20 protein-coding genes are annotated in these 18,045 nt (G+C 71.6%); 4 read left to right on the top strand and 16 right to left on the bottom strand.

The features are described 5' to 3' along the window. Nucleotide 1: 1 nt before the first annotated feature. The 3 genes from ABD340_RS43440 to ABD340_RS43430 are packed head-to-tail and all read right to left on the bottom strand — an operon-like array spanning nucleotide 2 to nucleotide 3,065. Nucleotides 2-796, bottom strand: a complete 795-nt coding sequence (locus ABD340_RS43440) for an SDR family NAD(P)-dependent oxidoreductase (protein WP_344597459.1) — start codon at nucleotides 794-796, stop codon at nucleotides 2-4. 17 nt (nucleotides 797-813) lie between these two features. Beyond that, nucleotides 814-1,860: a DUF4432 family protein gene (locus ABD340_RS43435; protein WP_344597458.1), complete on the bottom strand. Its 1,047-nt coding sequence runs from the start codon at nucleotides 1,858-1,860 to the stop codon at nucleotides 814-816. After that, entirely contained in the window at nucleotides 1,857-3,065 is a 1,209-nt protein-coding gene (locus ABD340_RS43430; protein ID WP_344597456.1) for a glycoside hydrolase family 183 protein, read from the bottom strand. The genes ABD340_RS43435 and ABD340_RS43430 overlap by 4 nt, the downstream gene beginning before the upstream one ends. A 75-nt stretch (nucleotides 3,066-3,140) precedes the next feature. On the opposite strand from ABD340_RS43430, the gene ABD340_RS43425 reads away from it, so the two are divergent. Then, nucleotides 3,141-4,133 (top strand): sugar kinase, encoded by a 993-nt coding sequence (locus tag ABD340_RS43425; RefSeq protein ID WP_344597455.1) that lies wholly within the window; start codon nucleotides 3,141-3,143, stop codon nucleotides 4,131-4,133. Here the strand turns inward: ABD340_RS43425 and ABD340_RS43420 are convergent. Genes ABD340_RS43420 through ABD340_RS43375 form a run of 10 tightly spaced genes read right to left on the bottom strand, consistent with a single transcriptional unit; the run spans nucleotide 4,079 to nucleotide 13,857 of the window. Then, nucleotides 4,079-4,858: a phytanoyl-CoA dioxygenase family protein gene (locus ABD340_RS43420; protein ID WP_344597453.1), complete on the bottom strand. Its 780-nt coding sequence runs from the start codon at nucleotides 4,856-4,858 to the stop codon at nucleotides 4,079-4,081. The genes ABD340_RS43425 and ABD340_RS43420 overlap by 55 nt on opposite strands. A 43-nt stretch (nucleotides 4,859-4,901) precedes the next feature. Continuing rightward, entirely contained in the window at nucleotides 4,902-5,459 is a 558-nt protein-coding gene (locus tag ABD340_RS43415; RefSeq protein WP_344597452.1) for a peroxidase-related enzyme, read from the bottom strand. Next, on the bottom strand, nucleotides 5,456-5,821 hold the full coding sequence (locus ABD340_RS43410) for a hypothetical protein (RefSeq protein ID WP_344597450.1): 366 nt from the start codon (nucleotides 5,819-5,821) through the stop codon (nucleotides 5,456-5,458). The genes ABD340_RS43415 and ABD340_RS43410 overlap by 4 nt, the downstream gene beginning before the upstream one ends. Continuing rightward, a complete protein-coding gene (locus ABD340_RS43405; protein WP_344597448.1) occupies nucleotides 5,808-7,691 on the bottom strand; it encodes an FAD/NAD(P)-binding protein in 1,884 nt (627 codons plus the stop codon). The genes ABD340_RS43410 and ABD340_RS43405 overlap by 14 nt, the downstream gene beginning before the upstream one ends. Next, complete coding sequence (locus ABD340_RS43400; protein WP_344597446.1) at nucleotides 7,688-8,710, bottom strand: dipeptidase; 1,023 nt, start codon at nucleotides 8,708-8,710, stop codon at nucleotides 7,688-7,690. Before ABD340_RS43400 ends, ABD340_RS43405 begins: the two co-directional genes overlap by 4 nt. Nucleotides 8,711-8,714: 4 nt before the next feature. Next, nucleotides 8,715-10,016 carry a M20 family metallopeptidase gene (locus ABD340_RS43395; RefSeq protein WP_344597444.1) on the bottom strand — a complete coding sequence of 434 codons (1,302 nt, stop codon included), beginning with the start codon at nucleotides 10,014-10,016 and terminating at the stop codon, nucleotides 8,715-8,717. After that, nucleotides 10,013-10,792, bottom strand: coding sequence for an ABC transporter permease (locus ABD340_RS43390; RefSeq protein ID WP_344597559.1), 780 nt, complete (start codon nucleotides 10,790-10,792; stop codon nucleotides 10,013-10,015). The genes ABD340_RS43395 and ABD340_RS43390 overlap by 4 nt, the downstream gene beginning before the upstream one ends. Next, entirely contained in the window at nucleotides 10,792-11,673 is an 882-nt protein-coding gene (locus ABD340_RS43385) for an ABC transporter permease (RefSeq protein WP_344597442.1), read from the bottom strand. Before ABD340_RS43385 ends, ABD340_RS43390 begins: the two co-directional genes overlap by 1 nt. Continuing rightward, nucleotides 11,673-12,776, bottom strand: coding sequence for an ABC transporter ATP-binding protein (locus tag ABD340_RS43380; protein WP_344597440.1), 1,104 nt, complete (start codon nucleotides 12,774-12,776; stop codon nucleotides 11,673-11,675). The genes ABD340_RS43385 and ABD340_RS43380 overlap by 1 nt, the downstream gene beginning before the upstream one ends. Beyond that, nucleotides 12,769-13,857, bottom strand: coding sequence for an ABC transporter substrate-binding protein (locus ABD340_RS43375; RefSeq protein WP_344597439.1), 1,089 nt, complete (start codon nucleotides 13,855-13,857; stop codon nucleotides 12,769-12,771). The genes ABD340_RS43380 and ABD340_RS43375 overlap by 8 nt, the downstream gene beginning before the upstream one ends. 176 nt (nucleotides 13,858-14,033) lie before the next feature. On the opposite strand from ABD340_RS43375, the gene ABD340_RS43370 reads away from it, so the two are divergent. Together ABD340_RS43370 and ABD340_RS43365 are read left to right on the top strand one after the other, a co-directional pair. After that, complete coding sequence (locus ABD340_RS43370; RefSeq protein WP_344597437.1) at nucleotides 14,034-14,687, top strand: GntR family transcriptional regulator; 654 nt, start codon at nucleotides 14,034-14,036, stop codon at nucleotides 14,685-14,687. A 175-nt stretch (nucleotides 14,688-14,862) separates the two neighbouring features. Continuing rightward, nucleotides 14,863-15,318, top strand: coding sequence for a hypothetical protein (locus tag ABD340_RS43365; RefSeq protein ID WP_344597435.1), 456 nt, complete (start codon nucleotides 14,863-14,865; stop codon nucleotides 15,316-15,318). A 72-nt stretch (nucleotides 15,319-15,390) separates the two neighbouring features. On the opposite strand, the gene ABD340_RS43360 is transcribed toward ABD340_RS43365, so the two are convergent. Further along, nucleotides 15,391-15,681 (bottom strand): DUF1330 domain-containing protein, encoded by a 291-nt coding sequence (locus ABD340_RS43360; RefSeq protein ID WP_344597433.1) that lies wholly within the window; start codon nucleotides 15,679-15,681, stop codon nucleotides 15,391-15,393. A 78-nt stretch (nucleotides 15,682-15,759) separates the two neighbouring features. Beyond that, nucleotides 15,760-16,257 carry an HXXEE domain-containing protein gene (locus tag ABD340_RS43355; RefSeq protein ID WP_344597431.1) on the bottom strand — a complete coding sequence of 166 codons (498 nt, stop codon included), beginning with the start codon at nucleotides 16,255-16,257 and terminating at the stop codon, nucleotides 15,760-15,762. Nucleotides 16,258-16,375: 118 nt separating this feature from the next. On the opposite strand from ABD340_RS43355, the gene ABD340_RS43350 reads away from it, so the two are divergent. Beyond that, entirely contained in the window at nucleotides 16,376-16,948 is a 573-nt protein-coding gene (locus ABD340_RS43350; protein WP_344597429.1) for a TetR/AcrR family transcriptional regulator, read from the top strand. 104 nt (nucleotides 16,949-17,052) lie between these two features. Here the strand turns inward: ABD340_RS43350 and bla are convergent, their stop codons facing one another. Next, a complete protein-coding gene (bla, locus tag ABD340_RS43345) occupies nucleotides 17,053-18,027 on the bottom strand; it encodes a class A beta-lactamase (RefSeq protein ID WP_344597428.1) in 975 nt (324 codons plus the stop codon). Between the last annotated feature and the right edge of the window lie 18 nt (nucleotides 18,028-18,045).

Here is an 18,045-nt window from a genome sequence, read left to right as displayed (position 1 = left end):
GTCAGACCTCCGGAAGGGCTGCGGGGTTGCGGGCGAGCAGGCCGCCGTCCACGCGGTGCTCGGCCCCGGTGACGAACGACGAGCGCGGCCCGGCCAGGAACGCCACCACCTCGGCGACCTCCTCGGCACGCGCGACCCGGCCCAGCGGATGGGCCCTGCCCCAGGCGGCGACCTGCTCGTCCTGCGAGGTCCCGCCCCGGAAGAGGTCGGCGGCCCAGCGCAGCATGGGCGTCTCCACCGAACCGGGGCACACCACGTTGGCGCGGATGCCGTCCCTGGCGTGGTCCATCGCCATCGCCCGGGTGAGCCCGTTGATGGCGGCCTTGCTCGCGGTGTACGCGGCGACCCCGTCCTGCGCGGTGAACGCCTGGACGGACGAGATGGTGACGATGGTCCCGCCGCCGCGCTCGCGCAGCGCGTGGACGGCCGCCTTGCAGGCCAGGAACACGCCCTTCAGGTTGACCGACAGGACCTCGTCCCACAGCTCCTCGGAGGTCTCCTCCACCGAGCCGTACCGCTGGATCCCGGCCGAGGTGACCAGGGTGTCCAGCCCGCCGTGCCGCGTCACCGCCAGCCCCACCAGATCCCGCATCGCCGCCGCGTCCGTGACGTCGGCGACCACGCCCGCGACGTCCAGGCCCTTGTCCCGCAGAGCCGTCTCGGCCTCCCGGACGGAGTCGTCCACGCCGCAGAACACCACCGCCGCCCCGTCTCCGGCCAGCCGCTCCACCACGGCCCGGCCGATGCCGAGCGAACCGCCGGTGACCACGGCGACCTTGCCGTCGAACTCCCCCATCAGCGCTCCCTGTCTGATCACTGCCGGTCGATCACTGCCGCGCGCAGCCACAGCGTGCGGACCTCCCGCGGGCCGAGGGTGAGGGCCGTACCGTTGGCCGCCGCCTCGGCCAGCCCGTCGGTCGGGCGACCCGCGAACGGTTCCAGCCCCATCACGTACGCCCGTCCCCACCAGGGGTAGTCCAGGGACGCGCCGAGTTCCTGCCACATCCACAGGTACGGCAGCACGGAGGCGTCCCACCGCACACCGAGCCCCAGCCCGCCCGCGGGGTCGACGATCTCGTAGGAGCCGGTGGTGAACCCCGTCAGATAGACGATCTCGCTGAGCTCGCCGTGGGCGGGCACCACGCTGAGGTCCACCTCGCCCCCGCCGTCGGCCGGGACGTCCGGCCACCGGTACGGCCCGCCCGGACGGACCCGCCGGCCCGCCGGATGGATGGCGGTCTCGTGCGGGACGACCTCGACGCCGTCCGGCAGCCTGATGCGGTGACCGGGCCGCAGGAACGGGGCTCCGAAGACGATGTGGTGCCCCCACATGACCTCCAGCGGAACCCCGGCCTCGTTGGCCAGTTCCTCGTCGATCAGCAGCTCCTGCGAGCCCGAGACCAGCCGGAACGTCTTGACGACCCGCAGCGGCAGCCGCCGCGCCCGCACGGTCAGCCGGACGGCGACCTCGCCGGGGTCGTCGGCCGCGATGTCGTAGTCCCAGGGCAGGCCGGCGACCTCGCCGTGCTGGGCCAGCGCCGCGCCCCGGTAGATGGTCGGGGCGCCGCCGTTCGGCAGCGCCTCCTGCCAGCCTCCCTCGTAGTGGTCGTGGAAGGCCGCCACGTCGTCGGCGGCGCCACCGGCCACGTCCCGCGGGGCACGGATCCCCTCCGGCGACAGCCAGACGAAGTCCATGTCGCGCCGCTTGTAGCAGAACTCCGCCACGTCCCCGCCCTTGTCCGCCAGGACGGTGACCCGCAGCAGTTCGTTCTCCAGCACGACGGCCCGCATCCCCGACCAGACGATCTCGTGGAGTCGCGCGCCCCAGTTGCGAGAGGGCCGGTGGCGCCGGCCGGTCACCGGAACGTCACGTCGAGGAAGCGCGGCCGGTAGATGGACACGTCCCGGTAGTGGTCGGTGTTCTTGAGCGAGTTGACGTTGTAGGAGACCACGATCCGATTGCCGGTGCTCAGCTCAGGATGAGCGTGAGCGTTGTAGGTGTAGACGTCCTTGTTCTCGTAGCTGCCCCACAGGCCGGTCTCCGGGGTGGTGTAGATCTTGGTCTTGCCGGTGAACGGCCCCTCGGGGGAGCAGGAGAAGTACGCCACGATGTCGGCGCTGAACGCCGTGGTGGTGTCCTGGGTGATGAGGACGTAGGCGTTGCCGAGCTTGCTGACGCTGTACTCGTTGCCCACTCCGGACATGATGCGCGCCGAGTCGGCCTCGGTCGTGGACCAGTCCCCGCCGGCCGTGCGGTATTCCCACTGGCCGGTCAGGCGATCGCCCTTGACCCGGGCCAGGTGCATGTACTTGCTCCCGTCGAGGTCCTCCACACCGTAAATGTAGATATGGTCGCCGACCTTCTCCAGCCAGGAGGCCCAGGCGACGCCCTGACCGGACGGCAGCGGCGTGACGCTGGTGGGCTTGGAGAGGTTGCCGGGCGCGAACGTGGCCAGCACGTTGCGGTGCCAGCGGAAGTCCCAGATGTCCGGGCCGAACTTCTCGTACTCCTGGTAGGTGGTCTGCACCAGCCCGCCCGCGGTGATGGCGTCGCCCGCCCAGAACCAGTGCGTGGCGTCACGCTGCGGCAGGATCGATTGGGGCGCGTTCGCGGTGCCCGCCGTGACGGTGCTCAGCCGGTCGCCGTCCTTGACGACGAAGGTGTTGTTGAGGAACGGGGTGGTGCCCCCCTCCGATATGACCGGTGACCGGGTGCCGCCGTCCGCTCTGCCGAGGAAGGTGTCGGAGAAGACGAAGGCCAGCCGCCCGTCCGGAAGCTGGGTCGAGTAGGTGCCGTCCGCTCCGGTCCAGTCGTTCACCTTGGAGTTGTCGTTGCCGTACCGGGTGAACAGGCCGTTGAGCTGGGTGTTCGGCGCGGTGCTCTGGAACGCGGGGGTGGGGGCGCCCTGACAGTCGGGGGCTTTGAGGTTCGCGGTCGCGACGGCGGCCGTGGGGGCGGGGACCGGTTTGGGCGGAGCCGCCTGCGCCGGGGCGAACGGCGCGAGGGTCAGTCCGAGGGCCAGGCTTACGGCGGCCAGGCCGTTCCGCAGGGATCTTCTTCGCAAGGGGGCCTCCTCAAGATCTGCGCAATGAGGAGTCTGGTCATTAGATCACTTATTGTCTAGATGTATCGTGCGCTTGTGGATGATCTGATCCGGCTGCCCCAGCCCGCCCGAGTGGCACTGATCGGCGAGTGCATGATCGAGCTGCGCCATCTGGCCGCCGACCGGCTCGCGGTCGGCTACGCGGGAGACGTCTTCAACACCGCGGCCTACCTGGCCCGCAGCGCCGCACCCGGTGAGGTGGACGTCCAGTTCGCCACCGTGACCGGCGACGACCCCTACAGCGCCGCGATGCGGGAGCACTGGCGGACCTACGGGGTGGGGGACGCGCTGTCCCGGACACGGCCGGGCGGCAAAGCGGGCCTCTACCTGATCCGCACGGACGAACGGGGCGAGCGCACCTTCCAGCACTACCGCCGGGAGTCGGCCGCCCGCGGCCTGTTCGGCCCCGAGCAGCCCGCCGCGCTGGACGCGGAGATCGCCGGACACGACCTGGTCTACCTGTCGGGGATCACGCTGTCGATCCTCACCGAAGCGGCCCGGGAACGGCTGGTCGCCGTGCTGGCCGACACCCGGCGCCGCGGCGGCCTGGTCGTCTACGACAGCAACTACCGGGCCGCCGGCTGGGCCTCCGCGGCCGAGGCCAAGCGGGCGGCCGACGCCGTCCTCCGGCACACCGACATCGCGCTGCCCACCTTCGAGGACGACCGGGCCGTCCACGGCGACCGCGACGCCCGCGCCACCGTGCGCCGGCTGAGTTCCGCGGGCGTCCGCGAGATCGCCGTCAAGCTGGGCGGGGACGGCTGCCTGCTCTCCGGCGGCGCGGCGGTGGTGTCCGTGCCCGCAGTCCCGGACGTGCCGGTCGTGGACACCACCGCGGCGGGCGACGCGTTCAACGGCGCCTACCTGGCGGCCAGGCTCGCGGGCGGCGCCCCCCGGCACGCCGCCGAGGCGGGCTGCCGCCTGGCCGCCGAGGTCGTCGGGCACCCCGGCGCCCTCCTCCCCCCGCTCACCGATCAGGCCGCCCAGTCTTCCGCGCCGCGGAACGGGAGGTGCTCGCCCGCGACGTAGCGCGGCCGCGGCTGGTACTCGTTGACCCCCGGTTCACCGCGCAGCAGCAACGCGCTGGGGAAAGGCAGCGGCTCGGCGGTGATGCGGGTCGAGGTGGGGATGTATCGGATCGTCAGTCCGCACCGCCGGTTCGGGGAGTTGTTGGCGTTGCTGCCGTGCATGATGTTGGGATGGTGGACCTCCACGTCACCGGGCTCCAGGATCACGTCCACCGCGCGCGACTCGTCCACGGCGACATCGCTCTCCACCCCGAACACCGCGTCTTCCCCGTCGCGCTCGCGCACCTTGTGGATCCCCTCCCGGTGGCTGCCCGGGATGACGCGGAGGCATCCGTTCTCCGGGCCGGAGCGATCCACCGCCAGCCAGAGCGTGACCACCTTCATCGGCTCCAGCGGCCAGAAGGCGCCGTCCTGGTGCCAGAGCACCGCCTTGCCGGTGTACGGGGGCTTGGCGATGTAGTGCGAGGCGAACAGGGCGATGTCGGGGCCGATGAAGCGCTCGGCGATGTCGAGCAGGCGGTCGTCGGACACCAGCCGCACCCAGAACGGGTCCTTGGCGACCAGCTCGGTGGACAGGTCCTCGCCGCTGCGCCCGGGGTGGCGCTCCTGAAGCCACCGGACGTGCTCGTCGGCCTCCTGCACCAGGCCGGCGTCCAGCACGTCACGGAAGATCGCATAACCGTCGGAGTCGTACTCGCGCATGTCCATGACCGCCAGAATGAACACATCAAGTGATCTAGTCAATAGTTGAATACGCGACCGCGGCGCCCTACCCGCCCTGAGGCTCCGGGGCGCCGAGGGACTGCATGAGACGGTTGGCCCAGCCGAAGAGGGCCACCACCCGGACGAGGTCCTCGATCTCCTCGTCGGAGAGCCCGGCCTCGCGCAGCGGGCGGATGCCGGCGGGACCGACGTCGGACGGTCCGGCGGTGAGCGCGCGGGCGAAGTCGACGATGGCGCGCCGCCGCTCGTCCAGGTGCGCGCCGGGGCTCTCACCGATCAGTCCGGCCACGAACCCGGGGTCCTTGGTGAGCTGGGCGAGCCGCCGGGCGTGCACGGAGACGCAGTAGACGCAGCCGTTGGTCATCGATGCGGCGGTGGCGGCCAGCTCCCGGTCCGCGCGGGGAAGGCCGCCGCGGTGGTACATGATGCCGTCGTACAAGCGCGTACGGCTACGCAGCGCGGCGGGTACGTGCGCCAGCACCCGGTAATAGGGGGACGGCTTCTTGGTCTCCCCCAGCGCCTCGACCTGCTCGGGCGTCGCGGACGAAGCCTCCACCGGCTCCACCCAGGGCCGCCAGACCAGCTCGTCGGTGGTGAACCTCATCGCGCGCCTCCCAGCGCCCGCAGCCCGGCGGCCACGCGGACCTCGTACGACACGAACGCGACGAGTTGACTCAACGCGACGATGGCCGCCGTACCGAACCCGGCATCGCGCAGCCCGGCCAGGTCGTCAGGGGTGACGCTGTCGGCGGTGAGCCGTTCGGCGTAGGCGAGCAGCGCCTCGTGGGACGGCGGCGCCGACGGGCCGATCAGGTCGGCGTACCCGGCCGCCAGCTCCGCGGCTCCGGAGATCGCGGCGGCGTGCGCGGCGACGCGCAGCAGGTCATCGCGGTTCAGCCCCGGGACCGGCGCCAGCAGGCTGTCGCGGGCCAGGCGTTCCAGCTCGACCGGATCAGCGGGCGGCATGGTGCTCCTCGGTGGTGATGCCCGCCAGCAGCGCCGCGCGGGCGACCGCGTCGGCCTGGCTCAGCAGGACGGCGTTCGAGCGGGGCTTCGCGCCGATCGCGGTGCCCCAGTGGACGGACTCGATCGGGATGCCGACCGCGAACCGGCGCGGGTGCGGCCGTCCCGAGGCGTCGATGACGTGGAACGGGCTGGCCGTGACGTCCAGCCCGCCGGTCTCGTAGTCGGGGCCGTCCGGCGTCGGGATCACGTACGGGCGGGCGGCTCCGGTCTCGCGCAGCCGGCCCAGCAGCGGGTCCGCGGTGGTCCGCAGGTCGGGCGGCGGCAGGTGCGCCTCCAGCAGGCCGCCGGCCGCGAACGAACCGTCCGAGCCCGCCACGAACGCGCGCCGGTCCGGGTCGGCGCGCACCCGCATGTCCGCGCCGACGAACGTGACCAGGCCGGCGTCCGCGAGGGCGAGCAGTTCCGCGATGCGGGTGACCGGAGGTCCGCTGGACAGCGACGCGGCGAAGCCCCGGAACCATCCGTCCAGGTCACGGCGGTGCGACTCGCCGGTCAGGCCGCCGTGGGCGACAAGCCGGCGCACCCTGCCGCGGGACGCGCCGAGCGCGGTCAGCGCCCTCTTGAGCGGGTCGCGGGGGGCGTTGCGGGCCTTCGTCAGGTCGGTCCGCAGAAGGCCGACGACGACGTCATGGGGTGAATCCCCGTCCGTGAAGGACATGCCGTCCAGCGGCCGGTCCAGCGCGTGGAAGTCCAGCCGGTCCGCCGCGTCGGGGAACGCCGACTCGACCAGCGCGGCCATCGCCGGGTCGTTCCAGGCGAGCGCGTCGAACGCGGTGAGGAAGCCGTCCATCGCGCACGCCTCGGGCCGCTCCCGCAGGAGCGTCGAGTAATAGACGTAGGCGGTCTCCTTGGCGATCAGCGGCCAGGCGTCGCGGCGGAAGTCGGCGGGGCCGGCCGCCCGCAGCCGGGCGACGGCGCCGTCATCGAAGTAGCGGGCGGGGAAGCTCGGCGGCATCGCGCCGTAGTCGCCCCGGGCCTGGTAGGGGACGCCTCGCCGCGACCCCGCGTAGAAGACCGGCTCGCGCCCGGACGGCTCGTAGCGCAGCCCCCCGTCCACCGGGACGAACCGTCCGCCGCGGCCGGCCGTCAGCAGCGACATGTAGTCGAAGAAGTTCATGCCGAGCCCGCTGACCAGCAGCGGCTCGCCCTCCGGCACCGCGTCGAGGTCCGCGTCGAGCGGGTTGGCCGGGGGGCCGTAGAACAGCCCGTTCCGCGCGGCGAACTCGGCGAGCCCGTGCTGGGACGGGCTCATCCACACGTCGGTGTGGCCGAGCGCGAGCACGACGCCGTCCACGGTCAGCGGCCCGGAGCCGTCCTCCAGCGCGACCAGCTGCCGGCCGTCTTCGAGATCGGTGAGCGACACGGCCCGGGTACGGTGCTCGTGCAGCCGCACCTCGGGCGCCAGCCCGGCCCGCACCCTCTCGAAGAACCATGCGAGGTAGTGGCCCTGGAAGCGGCGCGTGGGATGCGACCAGGGCCGCATCCCGGCCGCCTCGGCGCGCACCGACGCGTCGGGATGGCCGGCCGCCGCCGAACGCGCCCACTCGTACAGGCTGGGCCCGTCGGCCGCGGGTCCCTCGCACCGCACGCTGTCGTCGGTGAACAGGGTCGCGTCCGCGCCGACGGTGTTCATCAGCAGGTGGCCGGGCTGGTCGACCTGCCAGACGTGCCCGCCGCCCGGCGGGTACGGGTCGACCAGGTGCACGTCGACGGGCCTCCCGGCCGCCAGCAGCGGCGCGCTGGCGGCGATCCGCTCCAGTACCGCGGTCCCCCGCGGTCCCGCGCCGACGACGCAGATGGAAAGGGTCATGACCAGATTTCCGCGAGGACGCGCAGCAGGTTCTCCCCGAGGATCTTGCGGACGTCCTCGGGGGTGTAGCCGCGGCGGAGCAGCGCGCCGGTGATGTTGGGCAGGTCCTTGGGGTCGCCGAGCCCGCGCGGGTGGACGATCTCGAGGTTGAGATCGTCCCCGATGATCGGGATCTCCGGGTAGAGGCGGCGGACCCGGGCCATGCCCTCGCGCGTGTACTTGCGCTCGTCGCCGTTGTCGGTGCCGACGATGACGTGGTCGATGCCGATCAGCTCGACGAGGTAGTCGATGTTGTCGACGAAGGTGTCGAGGTCGGAGCCGTCGGTCAGGCCGGTCGGCGACAGGAAGCCGGACTTGGCGGCGAGCCCGAACGCGCCGCCGCGCTCGGCGAGCAGCTTCGCCTCCGCGTCGCTCTTGTTGCGCGGGCTGTCGACGAAGTGCCGCAGCCCGGCGTGCGTGACGAGCACGGGCTTGGCGGACGCCTCGATGGTCTCCAGGGTGGAGCGCTCCCCGGTGTGCGAGAGGTCGAGCGCCACGCCCAGCTCGTTGGCCTCGCGCACGAGGCGGCGGCCGAAGCGGCTGAGGCCCGCGTTGGCGGTCTCGCCCGAGCCGTCCCCGGCGAAGTTGCGGTTCTGGTAGGTCAGGCCCAGGAAGCGCAGGCCGAGCCGGTGGAACAGCTCCAGGTTGCCGACGTCCTCGCCGATCGGCTTGCTGTCCTCGAAGCCGACGAACCAGGCGATCTTCCCGTCCCGCTTGGCGGCGGCCACGTCCGCGAGTCCCGCGGCCTGCACCAGCGGGCCGGGGTCGGTGCGCAGCTTGGCCGACCAGCCCGCGAGCGCGGCGAGGGCGCCGTCGCGGTCCTGCGAGTACGAGACGGCATGGTTGATCGCCGTGACGCCGGAGTCGCGCAGCTTGCCGTGGTAGACGTCGTCGGCGTACGCCAGCGGCGTGCAGTCCAGCGCGTTGAACACCACCGCCGATGAGTGCAGTTCCTGGGCGCCGTCGTATCGTCCGGTCACGGCGTCATGCTCCTTCCGGTGGGGCGCCGAGCTCGGTGGCGCCGCGGCAGATGATGCGGACCAGGGCGAGCAGGTCGCTGATCCTGGCCCGTTCGTTGGGGCTGTGGTAGCGGGACTCGCCGGGCCTGGCCAGGCCGTGCGAGACGGTCGGGACGCCGAGGCGGCGGGCGGTGTGGGAGACGTCGGACGAGCCGCTGCTGCCGCCGGGGCGGACGCGTTCGCCGTGCTCGGTGGAAGCGATCTCCGCCATCGCGGTGACGAACGGCGCGTCGGGCTCCACCGCCCAGCCGTCCCGGTAGAACGGCGCGATCGTCAGTTCGAGGTCCAGGCCCGGGGTGCGGCGGCGGGCGCGGTCGACCGTCTCGTGGAGTTCGGCGACGACCTCGTCCCAGTCCTCCTCGGGGATGATGCGCCGGTCGCCCTCGACCGTGAACGTCGCGGGCACGACGTTGTGCTTGACCCCGGCGCGCGCCATCGTGACGTTGAGCAGCGGCCCGACGCGTTCCCGGCCCTCCGGCCAGGGCCACTGGGCGGGGGTGCGGCTGCGGCGTTCCTGCACGGCGGCCTTGGTCGCCAGCAGTTCCTCCAGCAGCGGCAGCGACCCCTCGACGGGGTTGCGGCCCAGGTAGGAGATGCCCGAGTGGACGCTCTCGCCGCGCACGGCCACCGTCCAGTTGAGCGCACCGCAGTAGCCGATGCCGATGTTGGTCGCGGTTCCGTCGCAGCTGTGGAACCAGCGGGCGCCGTCGAGCGCACCGGTGTCGGCCAGGTACATCAGCCCTGTGTACGGGCCGATCTCCTCGTCGGTGGTGAGCGCGACCATGGGGCTGACCGACGGTTCGGCGCCGATCGCGTCCAGCACCCGGAACGCCGTCACGAGCGCGGCGGCGGCGCCCTTGCTGTCGGACGCGCCGCGCCCGATCACGAAGTCGCCGTCGACCACGGCCGTGAACGGGTCGGTGTCCCACAGTTCGCGCGGGCCCGCCGGGACGGTGTCCAGATGGGTGTACCAGAGCGCCTGCGGCCGGTCGCCGACGCGGCGCCGCGCGAGCAGGTTGGCGTGCACGGCGTCGCGCGGCGGCTGGTACGGCCTGCACTCACGTTCGACCACGTCGTCGGGCAGGTCGACGCGTTCGGTGGTGAATCCGAGCGCGGCGAACTCGGTGCCGAGCCGGTCGACGATCGCCGGGTAGCCCGCGCCGGTGGAGGTCTCGGTCGGGACGGCGATCAGCTCGGCCAGCAGTTCGAGCAGCTCGTCCCGGCGCCGCGCGGTCTCGGCCGCGATCGCCGCGGTGAGATCGTTCATCGCAGCGTCCTCCGCAGGCCGAGGCTGCGCTCGACCACGATCACGACCAGCACCGAGAGCAGGATCAGGTACACCGACAGCGCGGCCACCTGCGGGTCCGTGCGGTACTGCACGTACTGCAGCACCTGGACGGGCAGCGGCGACACCCGGTTGCCGGCGACGAACAGCGAGATCACGGCCTCGTCGAACGAGATCAGGAACGAGGTGACCAGGCCCGCGACCAGCCCGGGCCGGATCAGCGGCAGCGTGACCCGGCGGAAGGTGGTGAACGGCCCGGCGCCCAGCACCCGCGCCGCCTCCTCGCAACCGGTGTCGGCCGTGGCCAGCGACGCCGACACGGTGCGGATCGTGTACGGGATCGCGATGCCCAGGTGCGACAGGGTCAGCCCGAGGTAGGTGTCGGTGAGCGCCAACGGCGAGAACAGCAGCAGCAGCGACAGCGCCAGCACCACGTGCGGGACGAGCAGCGGCGACAGGAACACCGCGTTCATCGCGCCCCGTCCCCGGAACCGGCCGCGCACCAGCGCCAGCGACGCCATCGTCCCGATCGCCGTGGCCAGCACCGCCACGACCGCCCCCACGACCAGGCTGACCCTGAATCCGTTCAGGAAGCCCTCGTTGGAGAAGACCTGCCGGTAGGAACCGAACGAGAATCCGGTCGGCGGGAACACCAGGTACGGGGAGGTGTCGAACGACACGATCAGCACCACGATGATCGGCGCCAGCAGGAACAGGTACAGCGCCGCGATCAGCGTGCGCCACAGCGCCCGCCCCATCACGACGGCCTCCCGGACTGCGCCTCCAGGGCGCGGTTGGCCCGCTGGTAGACCAGCACGATCGTGCTGAACAGCACCAGCAGCAGCACCGACAGGGCCGCCGCGACCGGCCAGTTGAGCTGCACGGTCGCCTCGTCGTAGATCTCGGTGGCCAGCACGAAGACCCGGCCGCCGCCGATCAGTGCCGGGGTCACGTACGCGCTGATGGCCAGCACGAACACCAGCAGTGCGGCGGTCAGCACGCCCGGCAGGCTGAGCGGCAGCGTCACCCGCCAGAACACCCGCCACCGGTTGGCGCCGAGCGAGGCCGCCGCGTGCTCCAGCTCGCCGCTGAGCCGGCCGAAGCCCGACAGCATCGCCAGGACCGCGTACGGCATGAAGATCTCGGTGAGCGCGATCACCACCCCGGTCAGGTTGTTGGCCAGCGGCACCGAGCCGCTGATCAGCCCGAGGTCGCGCAGCGTCCCGTTCACCACGCCCTGGTCGCCGAGGATCACCATCCAGCCGTAGGTGCGGGCGACCGAGGAGGTCAGCAGCGGCGCCACGGCCAGCGCGACGAGCACCCCGCGCCAGCGGCTGGTGGTCTGCGACAGGAACAGCGCGATCGGGTAGGACAGCACCACCGCGCACACCGTGACCAGCACGCCGAGCTGCACGGTGCTGCCGATCACCTTCCAGTAGAACCCGTCGCCGAGCACCTTGGCGAAGCTGTCGGCGGTGACGGTCTGCTGGATCGCACCGCCGGACCGGCCCTCGTTGAGCGACATCCGCAGCACCCACACCAGCGGCAGCCCGTACGTGGCGACCAGCGCCAGCACGCCGGGCAGCAGCAGGCCGAGCGCGACCCGGCCGCCCGTCCGTTCCGTCGTGCCCGCCGCCATCAGGCGGCCAGCACGCGCGCGTCGGCGACGGGCCAGGTCACGTCGATCTCGCTGCCGGGCGCCCAGGCCGGGCCCGATCCGGTCAGCTGCTCGACGCTGACGCGGCGGTCGCCGAGCCGGACCCGGTACGAGATCAGCCCGCCGGTGTAGCTGGCGGACTCGACCGTCCCCGACAGCCGGTCGGCGTCGGCGGAGGCGGCGGTCCCGGCGGGCAGCAGCGACAGCCGGTGCGGCCGCAGCAGCACGGTCACCTCGCCCGACACCGGCCCGTCGGCCCGGGCGCGCAGCGTCCCGCACCCCTCGACCGCGACCTCGGCGACGCCGTCGCGCTGCGCCACGACCGTGCCGGTCAGCAGGTTGGCGCGGCCGATGAAGTCGGCCACGAACCGGGTGGCGGGCCGCTCGTAGATCTCCTCGGGTGCGCCGACCTGCGCGACCTCTCCCTCGGACATCACCGCGACCGTGTCGGCCATCGACAGCGCCTCGTCCTGGTCGTGCGTGACGAACACGGTCGTGACGCGCGCGGCCCGCTGCAACTCGCGGATCTCGTCGCGCATGGCCTCGCGCAGCTTGGCGTCCAGGTTGGACAGCGGCTCGTCGAGCAGCAGCAGCGCCGGCCGGACCACCATCGCGCGGGCCAGCGCGACGCGCTGCTGCTGCCCGCCCGACAACTGCCCGACCCGCCGCGACGCCAGGTGCCCGAGCCGGACGAGGTCGAGCGCCTCGGCGACCCTCTTCCTGCGTTCGGCCTTGCCGACGTTGCGCATCTCCAGCCCGAACGCGACGTTGCGCGCCACGTCCAGGTGCGGGAACAGCGCGTACGACTGGAACACCATGCCCATCCCCCGGCGGTGCACCGGCGTACGGGTCAGGTCGTCGCCGGCCAGCAGGACCCGGCCGCCGGTCGGCTTCACCAGGCCGGCGATCATCCGCAGCGTGGTGGTCTTGCCGCAGCCGGACGGCCCCAGCAGGGCGAGCATCCGCCCGCCCGGCAGCGTCAGGCTGACCTCGGACACCGCGGCCTCCCGCTGCCCGGGGTAGACCTTCGACAGCGCGTCGAGCCGCAGCTCGGGCGGGTCTTCTCTAGCCAGGGGATCACTCACTGATGACCTCGCGCTTGATGCGGTCGACCCAGGCGCTGTAGCGGGGCGTGATCCACGCCCAGTCGATGGGGATCCGGTTGGCCTGCTGCTGCTTGCTCTGCGCGGTCAGTTCGAGCACGTCGCCGGGCAGCGTCGCCTTGGTGTTGGTCGGCGCGTAGTAGGACGCCTTGGCGAACGCCTCCTGCGCGGGCGCGCTGATCGCGTAGTCGATGAACTGCTGCGCGGCGTCGGCCCGCGGCGAGTTCTTCACCAGATTGATCGTGTTGACCTGCAGCACGTTGCCTTCCTTGGGCTGCACGGTGGCCAGCGCGCCCTTGGACGTCCGGTTGAAGATCTGGCCGCGCGCGTTCCAGCCGACGCCGATGCTGTCGGCACCCGAGGCGATCGCGGTGTAGACGTCGGGCTGCGGGTTCCAGGTCTGCACGTTCGGCGCGAGCTGCTTGAGCCTGTTGAGCGCGGGGTCGATGCTCTGCTGGTAGTTCGCGCCCGCGATCTTCTCCAGCGCCACGATCAGCGCCACCCCGCGGGTGTCGGCGATGGGCAGCGCGATCTTGCCCTTGTAGGCGCCGTCCCACAGGTCGTTCCAGCTGGTCGGAGGGGTCTTGACCTGCTTGGTGTTGTAGAGGATCGACAGGCTGTCGAAGGTCAGCGCCGGGCCCCAGTTCCCGTTGCGGCCCGCCTTGTCGACGTTGGCCAGGTTGCCGACCTTGGCCGGGTCGAGCTGGGCGAACAGGCCCTCGGTGTTGGCGGTCGGCGCCACCGAGCTGTCCATGAGCGCCACGTCCAGATCGGGGCGCGACTTGGTGGCGCGCAGCTTGCCCAGCACCTCGGCCGAGTTCTTGATCGGCACGAAGTTCACCTTGATGTCGGGGTGCTGCTTCTCGAACGGCTCGATCACGGCCTCGGTGAACTGGTCCTGGAAGACCCCGAAGAAGCCGGCGAACGTCACCGTCTTCTGCGACCCGCCGCCCGCCGTCGTGCTCGTCGAACTGCACGCGGCGGCGCCGATGAGCGCACTCGCCAGGAGCACTATGCCGCCCCGCACGCCGACCCGTCCGCCCCGCCCCGCCCGCATTAGCATCTCGCCATCCTCCATCGCCGTTGGCTCGTGTAGCGCCCGGCGGTCAGCCATCCGCCCTGGTACCGGGGCATATCAGACAATCCAGGGTGGGATAGCAGGAGATGAGATGTCAACTTAAAGTCCGTGAGAAATCCTACTGAAATTTCTCACGGACGCTACTGCTATCATCCGTCGTGATGAAGACCGACCGCCCCGAGCCCAAGCAGGAACGGGTCTACGGATTACTGCGAGCCGACATCCTCCGGTGCGATCTGCGTCCCGGCCAGCTCATCATCGAGGCCGAACTGGCCGAGCGCTACGGCACGAGCAAGACGCCCGTACGGCAGGCGCTGAGCCGGCTGGCGGTCGAGAACATCGTCGACACCCTGCCCCGCCGCGGCTGGATGGTGCGCCACATCACGGTACGCGACGTCCGGCACGTCTACCTGCTGCGCCGCCTCCTGGAGCCCGAGGCCGCCGCGATGGCCGCCGAACTCGCGACGCCCGACGACATCGCACGGCTGGAGCGGCTCGACGAGGAGCAGTGGACGGCGGGCCATGAGGAGATGGACTTCTCCCTGCACTCGGGCTTCCACCTCGCGGTGGCCGAGCTGGCCAGGGTGCCCCGGATGACGGAGATCCTCGCGGGGCTGCACACGCACGTCCAGTGGTTCCTGCGCGTGCAGGCGCTGGACGAGGGGCGCGTGCCGCGCAAGCACCGGCACGAGAAACTGCTCGCCGCGCTCCGCGACCGCGACCCGCGGGCGGCCCGCGACGTCATGACGCACAACCTCGCCGCAGCCGACATCCGCATCGCCAACGCCATCGTCGGCGACCTGGACCCGGCCTAGCCGGGACCAGCGCCCTCACGGACGTTTCAGCAGGCCCTGCTCCAGGGCGACGACCACCGAACCTGTCGTCCACCGATCGGTGGCCCCTCCCTGCCCGCACGACCTCGCCTTGCGGCCTCACCGGCCGCGCATGAGACACTCGGCCGATCTTGAAGTCGAACCGCGGAGTCGACCCTTGCGTTCCCGCCTGCTCCCGTCCGCCCTCGTACTGCTGCTCGCCCTGAGCGCATGCCAAGAGAAGGAATCCCCCAAGGCCGCGCCTTCGTCAGCCCCCGCCACGACCGCGCCGGCGGCGAGCCCGTCCGCCACCGGTGAGTCGGCCGGCACACCGAAGCCGAGCGCGCCGCAGCCGAAACTCGTCGGGCCGCGCACCGGCTGCGGCGAGGTCAAGGCGGCCAACGGCGAACTGGTCGCGGTCGCGGTGTCGAGCGGCCGGACGACGTGCGCCACCGTTCAGAGCGTCTTCCGCACGTACTACCGGCCGGGCACCCCCAAACAGGGCTCCGCGGGCGTGGCCAGCGTTCGCGGCTGGCGTTGCACCAGCAACACGGCGGCGGCCGCCTCCACCACCGGCCGGTTCTCCACGTGCCGGAAGGGCCCGATCGCGATCGTCGCCGACGTCATCCCCTGATCTCACCGGGGGCGGGTGGAGGGCTCGGAATCGGCTGTGGGGAGGCTCTTCCCTTCCGGCTCGCTCCGGCGGTCAAAGGCCGGAGACGATCACGGCGTTGGTGTCGGCCGCGGCCTGCCGCAGTGCCTTCGCCTTCTCGTATTCGGCCGACTCGTACCAGGCCCGGGCCGCCTCCACCGATTCGAACTCGAGGACGACCGTCCGGTCGCCGTGCCAATCGCCCTCCAGGACCTCGGGCTGTGAATCGACCGCCAGGATGGAGACCCGGCCTTGACTCATCAAGGGCGCGGCCGCCCGGCCGTAGGCGTCCATGCCCGCCTGGTCTTTGATGGCCTCGGTCAAGATGACGTACCCCTTGGGCATCGGCTCTCCTCGCGCCCGAGAATTACATTCTCATATATTGCGCATCAGACTTCCACATCGCGGCGGTGGCGTCAACGCTCACAGGAACAGGAAGCCGATCGCCAGAGCCGCGATGACGGACCCCAGCACCAGCGCCAGTGCGATCTCACGACTGGTCGCGCGCTCCTGGCTGCGGACCCACCACATGTAGAACACCGTCGCCGGAATGGACACCACCGCTCCGGTGACGGCGCCGGGCGCGTACTCGCCGAGCAGGGCCCAACTGCTCAGGTGGAACAGCGCGTTGACGCTGAACTGCCACTGGAACGCGGTGGCCAGCACCACCCAGCCACCGTTCCGATCCGCGACCATCGCCCGCCACGAGCACAGCAGGACCAGCAGCATCAGCGGGATGTGATAGCCCGCGAACATGCCCGTGGTCTCCGGCCCGAAGTGCTTGGTCGCCCAGGCCGCGAAGCCCTGCAGCTCCTCGAGGGTGTGCAGCACGTAGACCACGAAGGGGAGCAGGAACGGCACGGCCTCATAGGGCGGCGCCGTCCGCTCGGCGGCGCGAGGGGTCGGCATGCCTGTCGTCATCGAATACCTCCTGGGGGTGTGACGGACCGGCTTAGAATATGAGGAAAACCTCGCCTTTTGTACTCGCGTCCGAGGACCCGCCATGCCACCGTCCAGGCCCACCCATAAGCCCAGGAAGATGCCCCAACAGCGGCGCTCCCGGCGCACCCGTGAGCGCATCCTCGACGCGGCGGCTCAGGTTTTCGCCGACTGCGGCTACGCCTCGGGCACCACCGACCGCATCGCCGCGGAGGCCAGGCTGTCGGTGGGCTCGCTGTACCAGTACTTTCCCAACAAGGACGCGATCCTGTTCGTCCTCGTCCAGCGGCATATGGACCACGCCGCGCAGGTCGTCCGGCAGGTCCTCGCCGAGCCCCGCCCTCTGGAGGAGTGGCTCCCCGCGCTCACCCGCGCGGTCGTCCGGTTGCACGCGGAGAACCCGGGTCTGCACCAAGTGCTCTTCGAGCAGGCGCCCCGGCCGCCCGAACTCGTCCTCGGCTTCCATGAGGCCGAAGCCGAAGCGGCCGCCGCGGTGGCGGCGCTGCTGCGCGCGGACCCCGCGCTGAAGGTCGCCGAACCGGCGCGGACCGCACGGTACGTCGTCGCGATCATCGAATCGCTGACCCACCGCTTCATCTCGCACAGCCCGGAGCTCGACCCGGAGGAACTGGCCGGTGAGATCTGCTCCATCGTGACCGGATATCTCCGCTGATCACGACGATCCCGCGCGAGCGCACGCGCGGCGTGCCACCCCTGAGATCGGCTTTGCGGGGTGACACGCCGCGGCCCGGCGATGAAGCGGACGGTGGTGGGTGGTCAGAGTCGGCCGAGGGCCTCGGCCAGTGCGGTGGCCGTGGAGGCGATCACCTGATCGTCGGCGGCGACGCCGTTGGTGTTCCGGTTGGTGAGCACCGAGATGATGATCGGCGCGGAGGATCCGGGCGGCCAGGCGATCGCGATGTCGTTCGCGGTTCCGTAGTTGCTCGCGCCACCGGTGCCGGTCTTGTCGCCGACCGTCCAGTCCTTGGGCAGGCCGGCCCGGATGCGCGCGTTACCGGTGAGGGAGCCGCGGAGCCAGCCGACCAGCCGCTCCCTGTCCCGGGCGTCGAGGGCGTCGCCCACGGTGATCCGGGACAGGCTGCCCGCGGCGGCCGCGGGCGTCGTGGTGTCGCGCTCCTCGCCGGGCTTCCACAGGGTGAGGTCGGGCTCGTAGCGGTCGAGCCGGCTGAGCGGATCCCCCAGGGAGCGGAAGTACCGGGTCAGCCCGGCGGGCCCGCCGATCTGCCTCAGCAGCAGGTTGCCCGCGAAGCCGTCGCTCTTGGTGACCGCCGCGCGGCAGAGCTGGGCGGCGGTCAGGCCGGTGTCGGCGTACTCCCTGGTCTCCGGCGAGTTCTCCAGCACCTCCTCGGGCTTCCAGCGCTGTATCCGGTCGAGCAGGCCGGGGTCGGTGTCGCGCGCCTTGCGGAGGACCGCGGCGCACGCGTACGCCTTGAACATGGAGTTGAAGGGGAACCGCTCGCTCGCTCGATAGCCGACGGCCTTGCCCGTGCCCACGTCGATCGCCGCCGCACCGATGCGCCCCTTGTAGGACGCTTCGAGGTCCTGCAGTCTGCGCTGGAGTTCGGGGTTCGCGGTGATCCGGGCGGGCACCGCGCCGCCCGTCCTGGCGACCGGCTTCGCGGCACCCGTCTGCACGGCGGGCGCGCTCGTCGCGCAGGCCGAGGCGAGCAGGGCGGACGTCGTCATCACCGCGACGCCCACCTGGGTCCGCAGTCGGAATCGGGGTCTCATGCGGAAGATCAGAGCAAA

The sequence above is a fragment of the Actinomadura vinacea genome (assembly GCF_039532545.1).
Taxonomy (GTDB): Bacteria; Actinomycetota; Actinomycetes; order Streptosporangiales; family Streptosporangiaceae; genus Spirillospora; species Spirillospora vinacea.
This window is presented reverse-complemented; position numbering and strand designations above follow the sequence as displayed.

Excerpts from the sequence above, each read along its gene's own strand:
- ABD340_RS43410 (WP_344597450.1), bottom strand. The coding sequence starts at position 5,821 with ATGCCGCCCGCTGATCCGGTCGAGCTGGAACGCCTGGCCCGCGACAGC.
- ABD340_RS43415 (WP_344597452.1), bottom strand. The coding sequence starts at position 5,459 with ATGAGGTTCACCACCGACGAGCTGGTCTGGCGGCCCTGGGTGGAGCCG.
- ABD340_RS43440 (WP_344597459.1), bottom strand. The coding sequence starts at position 796 with ATGGGGGAGTTCGACGGCAAGGTCGCCGTGGTCACCGGCGGTTCGCTC.
- ABD340_RS43370 (WP_344597437.1), top strand. The coding sequence starts at position 14,034 with ATGAAGACCGACCGCCCCGAGCCCAAGCAGGAACGGGTCTACGGATTA.
- ABD340_RS43405 (WP_344597448.1), bottom strand. The coding sequence starts at position 7,691 with ATGACCCTTTCCATCTGCGTCGTCGGCGCGGGACCGCGGGGGACCGCG.
- ABD340_RS43360 (WP_344597433.1), bottom strand. The coding sequence starts at position 15,681 with ATGCCCAAGGGGTACGTCATCTTGACCGAGGCCATCAAAGACCAGGCG.
- ABD340_RS43355 (WP_344597431.1), bottom strand. The coding sequence starts at position 16,257 with ATGACGACAGGCATGCCGACCCCTCGCGCCGCCGAGCGGACGGCGCCG.
- ABD340_RS43390 (WP_344597559.1), bottom strand. The coding sequence starts at position 10,792 with ATGGGGCGGGCGCTGTGGCGCACGCTGATCGCGGCGCTGTACCTGTTC.
- ABD340_RS43395 (WP_344597444.1), bottom strand. The coding sequence starts at position 10,016 with ATGAACGATCTCACCGCGGCGATCGCGGCCGAGACCGCGCGGCGCCGG.
- bla (WP_344597428.1), bottom strand. The coding sequence starts at position 18,027 with ATGAGACCCCGATTCCGACTGCGGACCCAGGTGGGCGTCGCGGTGATG.
- ABD340_RS43375 (WP_344597439.1), bottom strand. The coding sequence starts at position 13,857 with ATGCTAATGCGGGCGGGGCGGGGCGGACGGGTCGGCGTGCGGGGCGGC.
- ABD340_RS43385 (WP_344597442.1), bottom strand. The coding sequence starts at position 11,673 with ATGGCGGCGGGCACGACGGAACGGACGGGCGGCCGGGTCGCGCTCGGC.
- ABD340_RS43350 (WP_344597429.1), top strand. The coding sequence starts at position 16,376 with ATGCCCCAACAGCGGCGCTCCCGGCGCACCCGTGAGCGCATCCTCGAC.